Here is a 13,388-nt window from a genome sequence, read left to right as displayed (position 1 = left end):
AAATAAAGAGCCCCTTCCAAACAACGCGCGTATAATAATTCAGTAAATTAATTAGCACTCACATTTAACGGCTGCTAACAAAATCTATTATACACAGCAGCACAAATTTTGCAAGTCCACCTTGTCGAAGGAAATGCAAAGATGCCGCTTAATGTTTTCCACATTTAAGGGTAAGTGTGCCTGGCTTTAAAAGTGAACCTGTGCCAACATGATGAGACCGGCTTCGATGACTGCAGCAAAAAACAGCAAGACTACAATCCCGAGTAGCACGACAGGCATGTGACGAAACGACTGGCGGAACTGCCGACCGACACGGATGCGCGCTTTTTCACTCCAGATAGAACCGATTCCGCGCACAATCAGCCACCCGAATTTCAGGCCAAACCCAGCAGCAATAATGATCGCCGGAAATTCCAATACGCCGTGGGGCAGAATTTGTTGGACGAACACAAGGAGTGGATGTATGCCATACTGTTCAGCCGCTTCGTACAAGACATAGCCGAGCATAAACCCGTTTAATACTAACGCGAAGACAGGAAAAATGCCAAAGAAAAACCCTGCCGCCAACATGGCGATCGACGCCTGTAAGTTGTTGAGAAAAATAGTGCTAAACGCATTCCAATACCCGGGCTCCATTTGAAGCGATTGTGCGAGCTCCTCCAATTGTTCCAGCGCAAGTTGAACAAACGGTTGAACCTCGTTGTGAAAGACATACCCTAACACACTGCTTCCAAACAGCAGTATTGCCGCCATCCACAGGAATACCCGGTTTTGCTTCAAAATGTTGACAAATGATCGCATGAGTCATCCCCCTTCACCTTCTTATTCCCCGATTCATATCCGTTTAAGACAGGCATAGATTGTACTATGGAGCGGATAAGCCTATAAGGGGAGGTGACAGTTGTGTTTTGGGTACTGTCTGGAAAAAAAATCAAGCGGTTTGCCGTGATCGGTACGGCGCTGTTGTTCGCACTCGGTCTGTACTACGCCAACCAACAACAAATCAACGTCTTCTCTCTTCAAGAAGAAGGGCCGCAAGCGTACTACTCGGTTGAAACCGATCAAAAGGTCGCCGCTTTAACGTTTGACATCAGCTGGGGAGAGGAGATCCCTGGCCCGGTCTTGGACGCCTTAGAGGAAAGCGACGTCGATAAAGCAACGTTCTTCCTCTCTTCACCGTGGGCAGAAAATCATCCCGACATTGTTCAGCGCATTGTGGACATGGGATACGAAGTGGGCAACCACGGTCATGAACACAAAAATTACAGCGAGCAGGACGAAAAGTGGATGCGGGACCAAATTACGAAGTCCCACCAAATTCTGACCGAGTTAACCGGTCAGAAAATCAACTTGATTAGGCTCCCCAACGGCGATTTCGACAAACGTACCCTGGAAGTCGCCGACAGCATGGGGTACCGGGTGATCCAGTGGGACACCGACTCCCTTGATTGGATGCGGAAGAGCGCAGATGAAATCGTCGATCGCGTCGTCTCTAAAGTCCATCCTGGGGACATTATTTTATTCCACGCCAGCGATTCAGCTAAAAACACGGCAGAAGCCCTGCCCCGTGTCGTCAAAGAAATGCGCGCCAAAGGGTACAAACTGGTGACCGTTTCTGAACTTATTGCGGGAAGTACGGTTGAGACGGATCCGGTTGAAGACGCCAAATCCGAGTAAGTGATGAAAGCGTGAGCGGCGAAGTCTATATCTCCAATCGCCGCCTTATTTTTATCCCTCCATATGGGAGGTCCATCTTCCTACTTCTGTTTTTTCGGCAATAGACGGTGTAACTGCATAATTTGCCACGTATTGCATACGAGCAATGGAATCACCATAAACCATAGAGAGTTGACGTTGTTTTCCCGCAGGGCAGGGATTAACTCAATGACCGTAAACACAAACATAAAGAAAATCGTAGAGGCAAACGCCTTGAAATTGGTCTCCCGGGATTTCCACCAGGCCACGAGTGCAGACACAGCGAGGATAAACAACGGGAACCACATAAACGTCAACACAGTATCGCCTTCTTGGGCAAAAAAGGCGTAGCGCAAGTATACCATGTCCGCGAATACAAACACCAGCAACACCCACAACACACCTTGGTACAAACGGCTGTGCCTAAATGTACTGAGTAAAAGGTAGTTCAACACAACAAATGCAAAAAAGCCTAATTGTGCGACGACGCTAAACATGGCACCTGCCCAAAGCTTCCCAAAAACGCTAAAGATCAGTTCAGTTCCCCAATCTGCTCCGTAGTTAACCCCTGAAATGAACTCCTGAACGAATCCGGTAACGAGGGCTGCCACACCCCCGATGAGCAAGGTCGTCCAAAAGAGGAAAACCCATTTTCTGACGGTCATGATTGGTGAATCTCCTTTGACAATCCTTATTCGGCCATTTTAATCATCTTACCAAAAATCCCCCTGCCAATACTACCCAATCCCCTCTAATAAGTATGATCTTTCCTTGACAATGTCATATTAAACAGTAATCCCAAAAGACCCAGTGCAAAAGGTGATCGCAATGAAGAAGTGGCTGGTAGCCATCTGTTTGACGTTTCTCATCGTGTCGTGTACACCCCAGGAACGTCCACAAAGCTCGCCCGATTACCAGGAAACTAAACAAATGGTCATCGACATTTTAAAGACGGAAGACGGCAAAAAGACGATACAAGACATGATGAAGGATCCGGAATTCAAAGAGAAAATTATGATGACGGACACGGATATGGCACAAGCGGTCAATAAGGCGATCAGTGACCCAAAAAATGAAAAGAACCTACAAAAAATGTTTCAAGATCCAAAGGTTGCCGCCAATTTTGCCAAAGCCACTCAGAAACAACACGAAGAAATGATCAAGCAATTAATGAAAGACCCGGAATACCAGAAAATGTTGACAGACGTCATGAAAAACCCGGACTTTGAGAAACAGATGACAGACTTAATGAAAACCGAACCTTACCGCAAACAGCTCATGGTGATCATGACGGAAGCCCTCGATAACCCCGTGTTTAAAGAAAAGTACATGCAGCTGATGATAAAGGCGAACGAGGAAGCGTTAAAGAAAGAGGATCAAGGAGGACAAGGAGGTGACAGTGGACAAAGCGGAGGGGGTAGCGGATCGTAACGCAAAGGTCTTACACTGGAACGGTACCAACACGGGCACGTTTTTGGAAAAAGGAGGACCATGCGCGAGGAGACAAGGACACGCCTCTCACTCTCGCGCAACCGACGTAAAACAGCCCCAGGTTGACCCTGGGGCACGCATTAACCCATAACCGGTTGGGGACAGCGATCCAGCACTTCGTCTGCCAAGTGATCGTAAATTTTTCCTGTTCGGGAGTCTGCTGCATAAACCGAAGGGGACGCGTCCGGATCGGAAATGTCGTGATCTGGTACACCGAGCGGTATTTGTGCTAGCAGCGTCGTTTTCAACTCTTTGGCCAACTTCTCACCGCCGCCCTGTCCAAAGATGTAATCTTTGTGACCGCAGTCGGAACATTCGTAATACGCCATGTTTTCCACGACGCCGAGTATTTCGTGATTCGTGTGCAACGCCATGGCGCCTGCCCGCGCTGCCACAAATGCGGCAGTCGGATGGGGTGTCGTGACGATGATTTCCTTACTCTTGGGGATTAACTGGTGGACATCCAGCGCCATATCTCCGGTTCCCGGGGGCAAGTCGATGAGCATGTAGTCCATTTCATCCCAGTGCACTTCAGTAAAGAAATTGCGCAACATTTTGCCGAGCATCGGCCCGCGCCATATAACAGGGGCGTTCTCTTGGACAAAGAATCCCATCGAAATGATTTTCACACCGTACCGTTCGACGGGTAAAATTGTTTTGTCTATAACGGTGGGGCGCTGGTCGACTCCCATCATATCCGGAACACTGAACCCGTAAATGTCAGCATCAATAATTCCGACCCTTTTTCCTTTGCGTGCCAGGGCAACGGCCAGATTGACGGTAATGGTCGACTTACCAACCCCGCCCTTGCCGCTCGCCACAGCAATAAATTGGGTCGGTGAATCTTCTGCCAGCATCGGGGAAAGAAGTTTTTGGGATTTGGGCGCGTCTCCTCGCCTTTGGCCGCGAAGCTTCGCCGACAGTTTGGCCCGTTCTTCATCCGTCATGGAGCCGAATGTGACGTGAACTTCCTTCGCCCCCAACGCTTTCACTTTGTTTACGACGTCTTCTTCAATTTTGGCTTTCAACGGACATCCGGGGATGGTCAAGACAACGGTTAAAGAGACGATGTCTCCGTTTACTTGAACATCGCGAATCATATTTAATTCCACGAGGCTTTGGTTGATTTCCGGGTCTTTTACGTCTTTTAAGGCCTCGAGAATTTTGTCTTCCGTCAACATAGTGAAACACCCCAATATTGATATCGTGTTCATTGCCATTATAACACATTTGGACTCAACCCAAACTCACTCATTGCACTTCCGGGAGCGTTTCACCGGCAAAATACGAGAGAATTCCTTTATAAATGCTGGAAGCAACGCGATCCTGGTATGACTCCCGTCCTAACAATTCGGCCTCCCTCGGGTTTGACAAAAATCCGACTTCGACGAGTACCGCAGGGACATGCGACGACTTGAGCAAAAAAATGTTGCTCTCCTGTTTTGCAACACGTGTCGTATTCCTTAAATGTTGAATAAATTGATGTTGAATGAGGTGAGCCAGGCGCTTGCTTTCTTCAAACGCCGGATGGTAAAAAGTTTGGGCCCCATACCAACGGGAGGAACCGATACTGTTCACATGAATGCTGACAACGAAATTCGGTTCCGTCTCCCGAATGAGTTTAACACGGGCCTTCAAATCTTCCACTTTGCGCTTACGGTGGCCTTTTGTCCTTTCGTTGGCAAGGTCCGTATCGCTTTCCCGGGTCATGACGACATAAGCGCCCGCCTGCTGCAAGTAATCCCTTAATGCCAACGCGATGTTCAGCGCCACCTCCTTCTCCTTTACCCCACTCCTGCTAATGGCGCCGGGGTCATCCCCCCGTGCCCTGGGTCCAACACAATGACTTGGCCAGCCAACGGCATTTTCCACACCGTCCAATTGTCTTCAAAGGTCGGCTGTGACAGCAAGACTGCCAGAGCCAGCCCGAGCAAAGCGAGGAACACCCACCTTTTTTTCTTTCCCCACTTTTTTTCGATTAACATCTTGTCATCGCTGCTTTTTTTCGTGTGCGGCATCCCCTGTCCCTCCTAGTTCAACATATGGGACAAGGGCAGCCATTATGTTACGTTTAAGAAGACTTTTTTCCGGGTACAGCGAAATGCACACTTCCGCCCCGAGGAGAAGGACACTTTTTTGCCAAAAAGACGTAAACATTCTTTTCCCTTTTCCATTTTTACAAGCTCGCCATCCCCCATTGGAGTACTTTCGAATGAAAAACCCCATTTTCCCGATCACCATATGGAGTCACGACAAACACATCCAAGCCATTCCTCGTCCCAGTCCAAAGCGAGCCCTATCCCTACAGCTTTTCTGTGAAGGTATCCAGTCTAGCCGCGTAGCATTGCTTCCTTCCACGTTTACCACCAGGCCGGTGGTAGCATTTATCGCAAATGAAACGAACGGCGCCACACGGTTGATCAACATAAGTGATGATGACGTGAAAACAAAACAGCCCTCCTCATCCAATGTGAGAAAGGCTGTCAGCCAGTTGCGTTGTACCGAACGTTTTACCGTTTCGAGAATTGCGGTGCGCGACGTGCTGCTTTAAGACCGTATTTCTTCCGTTCTTTCATTCTCGGATCTCGGGTGAGGAAACCGGCTTTTTTTAGTACCGGGCGCAAATCAGGGTCCACCTTCAACAGAGCGCGGGCAATGCCGTGGCGAATCGCTCCGGCTTGACCGGTAAATCCGCCGCCGCTCACGTTCACCTTCACATCGTAACGGTCAAGGGTATCAGTCAACACGAGCGGTTGTTTCACAATGGCCTTTAGTGTCTCCAAGCCGAAGTAATCATCCAGGTCCCGCTTGTTAACTGTGATTCGGCCTTCCCCCGGCACGAGCCATACGCGGGCGACGGACTCTTTCCGGCGTCCCGTTCCGTAATATTGCACTTCCGCCAAATCGTCTTACCTCCTTTTCACCGCACATTTTCCATTTATGCGTTTTAACCGCGAAGTTCCCACGTTTCCGGCTGTTGAGCCTGATGGGGATGTTCAGAACCCGCATACACTTTCAACTTTTTCAACTGGGCCCGCCCCAAACTGTTCCGCGGGAGCATCCCTTTAACCGCGAGTTCGATCAGCTTTTCCGGTTTTTTCGCCATCAGCTCTTGAGCCGTCGTTTCTTTCAGGCCGCCGGGATACCCAGAGTGGCGATAGTATTTCTTCTTCTGCCACTTTTTCCCGGTCAGCTGAATCTGATCGGCATTGATAACGATGACGTAATCGCCGGTATCGACATGAGGTGTGTACGTCGGCTTCATTTTGCCTCGCAAAATGCTCGCCACTTCCGATGCCAAACGGCCGAGCGTCTGACCGGCCGCGTCGACGACATACCACTTCCGCTCTACTTCGTTTGGCTTTGCCATATATGTGGTGCGCATGGCCGTCCCTCCTTACGTATCCAACTCACCTTGCGGTTAACATGTATCACCACGTATAATCTCGTTTATCACTAAACCCGGGGCTCGTGGGTTTAAAAAATACCAAAGTTCATATTATAACACTGCAAACTGCAAGTCAAGCGTCACCATTGGTCGAGTACTGAAAAGATAACTTAAGGCGAAAAATGATGATTTTGTCGAAAAACGGCAGTCTCACGGGGAGACTGGTCTTTAACTTGACCTCCCATAAGCTGAACAAAGGTCATGAGATGGAAGATACCATAATAAGGGCCACTGAACACAATGATCTGATCTTGATTTTCTTGCATAAGGCGACGACGCCAATTGCGAATCCCTTTCGACGGCTGATTAGAGGATTCACTCTCTTCGCCTTCTTCCGTTTGCTCGGCACACCAAGTTCGATAAGCCGTTGTCAGGGCAATGGTCAAAAACGTGAAATAGACGTGCGATACCATGCCATTGGCCGTTTTGGTTGGCGCATGTTCCAGATTCCAGCCCTGTTTGCCTTCACGAAAAAGTAAATTCTCAATAAGGCTGCGCCCATCATAAGCATCATACGGAACAAAAGGGCGGTCAACGGGACTGTTGGTCAAAAAAACAGGGCATTTGTCTGCCGGGATCTCCTCGTTTCGGTAGCGTTGAATGACCACGGCGTTGATTGGGCAACCGCCGCCGCCCGTCTTACTGTATTGCTTTGCGGGCTTTGCCGGGTCCCGATAATCGACATAACTGGTTAACGCCTTGACACCAGTAACTTGGGTCTCGAGGATGTGCTCGGTTTTGCTTTTGCCACGACCGGACGTCTGTTTTTCTTGGCGTGTATCCGTCACCCCCATGGACGCTTGAGCCAAGTCCCGTGCATCCTGGGCGACGTCCATGTTGGAGCGTGCGGGAATCACAAATGTGATCTTTTGTTGGTCGAGCCAATATAAGGTGGTGCCGTCCAGAAAGCCCCGATCCATCAACACTTGGGTGATCCGGCTGTGCTTGCCCAGATTGCGCTGAGCCTGCTCGATGAGCACACGCGTATATTTGGACTCGTGTTCATGAATGGGGACGACTTTTAGAGCAAGGGGAATTTCCGTGTGCTGGTCAAACAACACAATCGCTTTCCATCCGTAAACGACACACTCGATCTCCCGGACGCCCTTTTTGTTGTGGATTTTCTTTTTGCGCATCACTTTTCCGGCACCTTCGTAGTTCGGCGTCGTTTCGATATCGGTGCCATCGATGATGCCCGTCACTTGTTGGTAGAAAGCACCAGATGCCGCTAAGTTGGCGATATTGGTGTTAAACAGTTGTTCAATCTCCTGTGGTGTCGCCTTATTCATGAATTCTGCCAGTGTCTGAGGGGTAAACGGGCTGGCGGGTGGGGTGTCGTTATGCCGTTTACCGGCACCCCGATTACAGTACCCTTCTTCCAACACCATAGCCGAAAAGCCCAAGGTTCGCATCACACCCTGATCACTAAACAACAGAGCAGGCAAACTTTTCATCGCCTTAATGCCCAGCAATGTTTTGGCCAAATACGTGATCAAGAAGTAATAAAACGGAATCATCACCCGTTGATACTGGCTAGCTTGAAAGGTGGAAAAAGAATGGAGGACACCGGTTTCTGACAAGTAGCCCATAAAATCATCCAAGATAGCTTCATCTTCCAGGTTGTGTACGCTGTCCATCGTTTTCGTGGTGCTGATCACCTGGGCGACGTATTCATCATCCCTTGTAGCGGCCACAATGGAAAAACGGTCGTTTAAGATGTGGGCGAAGTTACTCATCAATCATCCCTCATTCCGATTTTTATCTGGAATGAAGACATTCGCTCCGGAACCACTATTTTCCTTGTAGACTGACCCATTTCGACAAAACTAATGGTGATTCGACAATTGATTAGCTATGTTATCTTTTCAGATTGGTCGAGTGACATAACCATAAATGCCGACCTCCAGCACATCCCACCCTCCGACCCACTGCTACGAATATTTCACTTTCCACAACGTCAGCCCCTCTGGCGGCATGGTGCGGCCGGCTTCACGCCGATCCTTTGCTTTGAGAATGTGTGGAATATCGTCCGGCTGACGCTCCGTTATACCGACTTCGACCAGCGTTCCCGTTAAAATCCGTACCATGTGCTGCAAAAAGCCGTTCCCTTCGTACAGGAAGTGAACGTATGTCCCGTCTGTCCACACGTCTACCTTTCTCAAGGTGCGAATGCGGTTGGACACTTGGGCCCGGGCAGCTGAAAAAGACGTAAAATCATGTTTTCCGATCAAGTACCGTGCGGCTTGCTGCATCCGTTCCACGTCTAGCGCTTCAGTAAAGTGCGTACAAAACCGGCGAGTGAAAATGTCGGGGACGGGCGCCGTGTCAATAGTGTAACGGTATACTTTCGCCACGGCATCGTAACGGGGGTGGAAAGAAGGGGGGACAGATCGGGCCGAGATCACGACTACGTCCCGCGGCAGACGGTGGTTGAGGACACGCGGCCACCGTTCCACAGGAACGGCACCGGCAGATTCAAACGTGACGACTTGTGCTTTTGCGTGCACACCAGCATCTGTCCGCCCGGCTCCCGTCACGGGAACTGGATGCCCTGTTACTCTCTCCAGCGACTCCTCCAAGACGCTTTGTACAGTGCGGATGGTCGCGTCTCGCCTCGTTTGTGCCTGAAAGCCGTGGAAATCCGTTCCGTCGTAAGCGATCGTCAACTTGATCTTCTGCACAAACACTCACCTTCTTCCCATCCCGTCCATCTAGCTCCTCAGAAACAACAGTCCTGTCAACAGGCACAACAGGACCCCTGCCAATGCGAGGTCGCGCCACGTGTAGCGCAGGGCCCTCAGCTTCGTCCTCCCTATCCCTCCCCGGTAACCGCGAGCTTCCATCGCCGTCGCCAAGTCTTCAGCGCGGCGGAAGGCCGATATAAAGAGCGGAATTAAAACAGGGATGAGGTTCTTCATCCGTTGCCAGACAGGGCCGCTGTCAAGTTTCGCTCCCCGCGACATTTGGGCTTTCACAATTTTTTCTGTCTCCTCAAGCAAAGTCGGGATAAACCGCAGGGCGATGGACATCATGAGAGCCAACTCGTGGGTCGGGACGCCGATCGCTTTCAAAGGAGACAAAATCTGCTCCAGCCCGTCCGTCAGTTGCAACGGAGAGGTCGTCAACGTGAGCAAAGATGTCAAAACGATAATAATGAGCAAACGCAGAGCGATGAATACAGCCTGACGTACGCCTTCTTCGTGAATGGCGAACCATCCCCATTCGGTCACGACGGCCCCACCTTCTGTAAACGTGAGGTGCAACACCGCGGTAAACGCGATTAATACGAGGACTGGCTTCATCCCGTTCCACAAAAATCGAAGCGGCACCCGTGACACGGCTATGGAAAGTATCGTAAACCCGATTAAAAGTGCGTAAGAAGCTGCATTGTTCGCCAAGAATACAAGGGCGACGAAACATGCGATCCCCAAAAGTTTTGCCCTCGGATCTAGACGGTAGACCGGAGAATCGCCCGGCACGTATTGACCGACAATCACGTACTTCGACAGGTTCATACCGGCTCTGTCCTTTTGCGCCAGCGAATGGCAATTTCTTCGGCGAGTTGTTCCGCTGTGTACAGGGCATAGGGGATCTGTGGCTCAACAAACGCATTCAAGCGATGGACCCAATCGAGCACCGGTGGCAAATCCAAACCGTAAGACTGAAGTTGATCTCTTTTTTGAAAAACGGCTATCGGATCACCTTCCATGACGACAGTTCCCTGATGCATGACAAGTAAGTGATCCGCGTAGCGGGCCACGTCCTCCATACTGTGAGACACGCATATGACGGTGAGAGATTCGGTGCGCTTCAAATCGACGATCGTTTGCAAAATGTCCTCTTTCCCCTGCGGGTCTAGCCCCGCTGTCGGTTCATCCAGTACGAGCACTTTTGGACGCATCGCCAAGACACCGGCAATGGCCACGCGCCGCATCTGTCCGCCGCTCAACTGAAATGGGGACATTTCGGCCACTTGGTCGTATTCCAGTCCGACAAGGGACAGGGCATCGCGTACGCGTTCCTCTACTTCCCTTTCGGCCAGTGCGAACTGGCGGGGGCCAAAGGCTACATCTTTCGCAACTGTCTCTTCAAACAGTTGGTGCTCCGGGTATTGAAACACCATTCCCACTTGTCGGCGCAACTCGCTCACATTTTTCAGAGAGGCGCTGACGGTCACGTCACCGACTTTGAGCATACCGCTCATCGGACGCAACAACCCGTTAAAATGTTGAATGAGCGTAGATTTTCCGGATCCGGTATGGCCGATAATCCCCGTAAAACTGGCCGAAGGAATCCGAAAATTGACATTGTTGAGTGCCCGCTTTTCAAAAGGCGTTCCTTCGCTGTACGTATAGCTTACGTTTTTTGCCACAATGTCCATAGCGTGTTCACCAAGCTCTGATCGTCCATCGCTTTCTCTGTCAACGGAAACTCCCGTTGAATCAATTCATATTGCACTTTAACTGAAAAAGGCACGTCCAATCCTAACGCAGTCAATTCTTCCCTTCGACGAAACACGTCCTGCGGGGAACCGGTCAACTGCACCGTTCCCCCGCCATCACGACGACGCGGTCCGCTTGCCACGCTTCGTCCATCGCGTGGGTGACCGTGATGACGGCGACCCCTTCCTCTTTCACCTTTTGAACAACGTCGGCCACTTCCTTTCGGCCGCGGGGATCGAGCATGGACGTCGCCTCATCCATGACGATCATTTTCGGGCGCATAGCTAAAACCCCGGCGATGGCAAGACGTTGTTTTTGTCCGCCCGACAAACGGCTCGGCGCTACATTTTCCATCCCGGCTAATCCCACGCGCTCTAGAGCGTCGTGCACACGATCCAAAATGATCTCTCGGGGCAGTCCGAGATTTTCCAGACCGAAGGCCACATCGTCCTGTACCGTCGGGGCGACAATCTGGTTGTCCGGATTTTGGAAGACGATACCCACCTGCTGTCTGACCGACCACACTTCTCGATCGTCTGCAGGGTTTAAGTCGTCCACGGATATCTCCCCGGACAGAGGTTTAAGTAAGCCGATGATCAATTTGGCCAGAGTCGATTTTCCGGATCCGTTTGGCCCGATAATCGCTACGGTCTCTCCTGATTGTACGGTCAGATTAACACGCCGAACTGCCCATTCAACTTTCGGTTGTTCGGAACGGTAGTGAAACGAGACATCCTTTACACGTAGATAGGGCATCTTTTCTCCCATCGCTCTTCTCCTCTGCTCATGTGACGGGTATTCTCAACCTTTGCAAGCACAGTGCTGATCGACGACTCGTTCTCTCAGCTCAATAAAAAAGGTGGTTCCAGAATCCGATGCTCAGATTCCGACCCACCCTTTGACAACCAGGATACCGTTGCGCACCCACTGAATCCCCCACCAGAAAGGGGCAGTCTCCATCTGTTGCTCGTTATTGAACCAGTTCTAAATAGACCATGGAGGCTGAATCTCCTTGGCGGGGTCCGAGTTTTAATATACGAGTGTAGCCACCTGAACGCTCTTTATAGCGAGGTGCGATGTCGTCAAACAACTTCTGAATTGCGTCCTGTTTACTGTCTTCATCGTGTGGGTCCACTTGCTCTTTACGGACGAACGCGGCCACTTGACGGCGCGCATGTAAGTCGCCACGCTTGGCAAGTGTAATCATTTTTTCCGCCAGTCGGCGCACTTCCTTTGCCTTCGCTTCTGTTGTCTCAATGCGTTCATTAATAATGAGGTCTGTGACGAGGTCACGGAAAAGGGCCTGACGGGCGGAAGACGGTCGTCCCAATTTTTTCGCCATCGGATGTATTCCCTCCTTTAGACTACTATTCGTCTTTGCGCAGGCTCAACCCGAGTTCACCCAGTTTCTGCTGCACTTCTTCCAGCGATTTTCGCCCCAGGTTACGGACTTTCATCATGTCTTCTTCCGTCTTCTGAGTTAACTCTTGAACCGTGTTGATTCCGGCACGCTTCAAGCAGTTGTAGGAGCGAACTGAGAGATCGAGCTCTTCTATTGTCATTTCGAGGACTTTTTCTTTTTTATCTTCTTCTTTTTCAACCATGATCTCGGCGTCTTTCGCTTCGTCGGTCAGGCCGACGAACAGCATCAGGTGCTCCGTCATCACCTTTGCACCGAGACTCACGGCATCGTCTGGGCGGATGCTGCCATCCGTCCACACTTCTAATGTCAGCTTGTCGTAGTTGGTCACTTGGCCGACCCGTGTATTTTCCACATTGAAATTCACACGTGTTACCGGGGTGTAAATGGAATCGACCGGGATGACGCCAATGGGCTGGTCTTCAGATTTATTCCGATCAGCCTGTACATAGCCACGACCGCGGTTTGCCGTAATGCGCATGTGCAAACGGGCATCGTCCGCGAGTGATGCAATGTGCAACTCGGGATTGAGAATTTCGACATCGCTGTCGGCACGGATGTCTCCTGCCGTAACAGGGCCTTCTCCTTCGACGTCTATCTCCAGTACTTTCTCTTCATCCGAGTGGATTTTCAGGGCCAACTTTTTCAGATTGAGAATAATTTCGGTCGTATCCTCCACTACACCGGGAACGGTCGAGAACTCATGCAGCACACCGTCAATTTGGACGGACGTTACAGCAGCACCCGGTAAAGAGGACAGCAAAATACGGCGCAGTGAATTCCCCAATGTCGTTCCGTAGCCACGTTCCAAAGGTTCTACAACGAATTTACCGTACTTTGAGTCTTCACTGATCTCCACAATTTCAATTTTCGGTTTTTCGATCTCAATCAT

Annotated in this window: 17 protein-coding genes; 2 read left to right on the top strand and 15 right to left on the bottom strand. The window is 50.4% G+C overall.

The features are described from left to right. Window positions 1-186: 186 nt before the first annotated feature. Window positions 187-801, bottom strand: a complete 615-nt coding sequence (locus B0W44_RS00895; protein ID WP_077718384.1) for a stage II sporulation protein M — start codon at window positions 799-801, stop codon at window positions 187-189. Between the two features lie 93 nt (window positions 802-894). Here B0W44_RS00895 and pdaB point away from each other — a divergent pair, with 93 nt between their 5' ends. Continuing rightward, window positions 895-1,677, top strand: coding sequence for a polysaccharide deacetylase family sporulation protein PdaB (pdaB, locus tag B0W44_RS00890; RefSeq protein ID WP_149026893.1), 783 nt, complete (start codon window positions 895-897; stop codon window positions 1,675-1,677). An 80-nt stretch (window positions 1,678-1,757) separates the two neighbouring features. On the opposite strand, the gene B0W44_RS00885 is transcribed toward pdaB, so the two are convergent. Beyond that, window positions 1,758-2,360 (bottom strand): KinB-signaling pathway activation protein, encoded by a 603-nt coding sequence (locus tag B0W44_RS00885; protein WP_077718382.1) that lies wholly within the window; start codon window positions 2,358-2,360, stop codon window positions 1,758-1,760. A gap of 163 nt (window positions 2,361-2,523) precedes the next feature. On the opposite strand from B0W44_RS00885, the gene gerD reads away from it, so the two are divergent. After that, a complete protein-coding gene (gene gerD / locus B0W44_RS00880; protein ID WP_077718381.1) occupies window positions 2,524-3,126 on the top strand; it encodes a spore germination lipoprotein GerD in 603 nt (200 codons plus the stop codon). Window positions 3,127-3,266: 140 nt separating this feature from the next. On the opposite strand, the gene B0W44_RS00875 is transcribed toward gerD, so the two are convergent. The 13 genes from B0W44_RS00875 to B0W44_RS00820 form a co-directional block, all read right to left on the bottom strand. Continuing rightward, a complete protein-coding gene (locus tag B0W44_RS00875; RefSeq protein WP_077718380.1) occupies window positions 3,267-4,367 on the bottom strand; it encodes an Mrp/NBP35 family ATP-binding protein in 1,101 nt (366 codons plus the stop codon). A 70-nt stretch (window positions 4,368-4,437) separates the two neighbouring features. Further along, window positions 4,438-4,959, bottom strand: a complete 522-nt coding sequence (locus B0W44_RS00870; protein ID WP_237087423.1) for an N-acetylmuramoyl-L-alanine amidase — start codon at window positions 4,957-4,959, stop codon at window positions 4,438-4,440. Window positions 4,960-4,970: 11 nt separating this feature from the next. After that, window positions 4,971-5,204 carry a hypothetical protein gene (locus B0W44_RS18385; protein WP_228441336.1) on the bottom strand — a complete coding sequence of 78 codons (234 nt, stop codon included), beginning with the start codon at window positions 5,202-5,204 and terminating at the stop codon, window positions 4,971-4,973. Between the two features lie 492 nt (window positions 5,205-5,696). Beyond that, a complete protein-coding gene (gene rpsI, locus B0W44_RS00860) occupies window positions 5,697-6,089 on the bottom strand; it encodes a 30S ribosomal protein S9 (protein WP_077718378.1) in 393 nt (130 codons plus the stop codon). Between the two features lie 44 nt (window positions 6,090-6,133). Further along, on the bottom strand, window positions 6,134-6,571 hold the full coding sequence (gene rplM, locus B0W44_RS00855) for a 50S ribosomal protein L13 (RefSeq protein WP_077718377.1): 438 nt from the start codon (window positions 6,569-6,571) through the stop codon (window positions 6,134-6,136). Between the two features lie 173 nt (window positions 6,572-6,744). Next, window positions 6,745-8,370 carry a transposase gene (locus tag B0W44_RS00850; RefSeq protein ID WP_077718376.1) on the bottom strand — a complete coding sequence of 542 codons (1,626 nt, stop codon included), beginning with the start codon at window positions 8,368-8,370 and terminating at the stop codon, window positions 6,745-6,747. Window positions 8,371-8,565: 195 nt separating this feature from the next. Beyond that, a complete protein-coding gene (truA, locus tag B0W44_RS00845; RefSeq protein ID WP_077718375.1) occupies window positions 8,566-9,315 on the bottom strand; it encodes a tRNA pseudouridine(38-40) synthase TruA in 750 nt (249 codons plus the stop codon). 30 nt (window positions 9,316-9,345) lie between these two features. After that, window positions 9,346-10,143 (bottom strand): energy-coupling factor transporter transmembrane component T family protein, encoded by a 798-nt coding sequence (locus tag B0W44_RS00840; RefSeq protein ID WP_077721186.1) that lies wholly within the window; start codon window positions 10,141-10,143, stop codon window positions 9,346-9,348. 2 nt (window positions 10,144-10,145) lie between these two features. Continuing rightward, window positions 10,146-11,015 carry an energy-coupling factor transporter ATPase gene (locus B0W44_RS00835; RefSeq protein ID WP_077718374.1) on the bottom strand — a complete coding sequence of 290 codons (870 nt, stop codon included), beginning with the start codon at window positions 11,013-11,015 and terminating at the stop codon, window positions 10,146-10,148. Beyond that, the gene (locus tag B0W44_RS18380) at window positions 10,991-11,152 is read right to left on the bottom strand and encodes a hypothetical protein (RefSeq protein WP_228441333.1); all 162 of its coding nucleotides are present in this window, start codon (window positions 11,150-11,152) and stop codon (window positions 10,991-10,993) included. The genes B0W44_RS00835 and B0W44_RS18380 overlap by 25 nt, the downstream gene beginning before the upstream one ends. Window positions 11,153-11,169: 17 nt before the next feature. Continuing rightward, window positions 11,170-11,844 carry an ATP-binding cassette domain-containing protein gene (locus tag B0W44_RS00830; protein ID WP_228441330.1) on the bottom strand — a complete coding sequence of 225 codons (675 nt, stop codon included), beginning with the start codon at window positions 11,842-11,844 and terminating at the stop codon, window positions 11,170-11,172. A gap of 202 nt (window positions 11,845-12,046) precedes the next feature. Beyond that, window positions 12,047-12,418, bottom strand: coding sequence for a 50S ribosomal protein L17 (gene rplQ / locus B0W44_RS00825; protein WP_077718373.1), 372 nt, complete (start codon window positions 12,416-12,418; stop codon window positions 12,047-12,049). 25 nt (window positions 12,419-12,443) lie between these two features. Then, window positions 12,444-13,388 carry a DNA-directed RNA polymerase subunit alpha gene (locus B0W44_RS00820; protein ID WP_077718372.1) on the bottom strand — a complete coding sequence of 315 codons (945 nt, stop codon included), beginning with the start codon at window positions 13,386-13,388 and terminating at the stop codon, window positions 12,444-12,446.

Origin of the sequence: Novibacillus thermophilus, assembly GCF_002005165.1 — a bacterium.
GTDB lineage: Bacteria > Bacillota > Bacilli > Thermoactinomycetales > Novibacillaceae > Novibacillus > Novibacillus thermophilus.
This window is presented reverse-complemented; position numbering and strand designations above follow the sequence as displayed.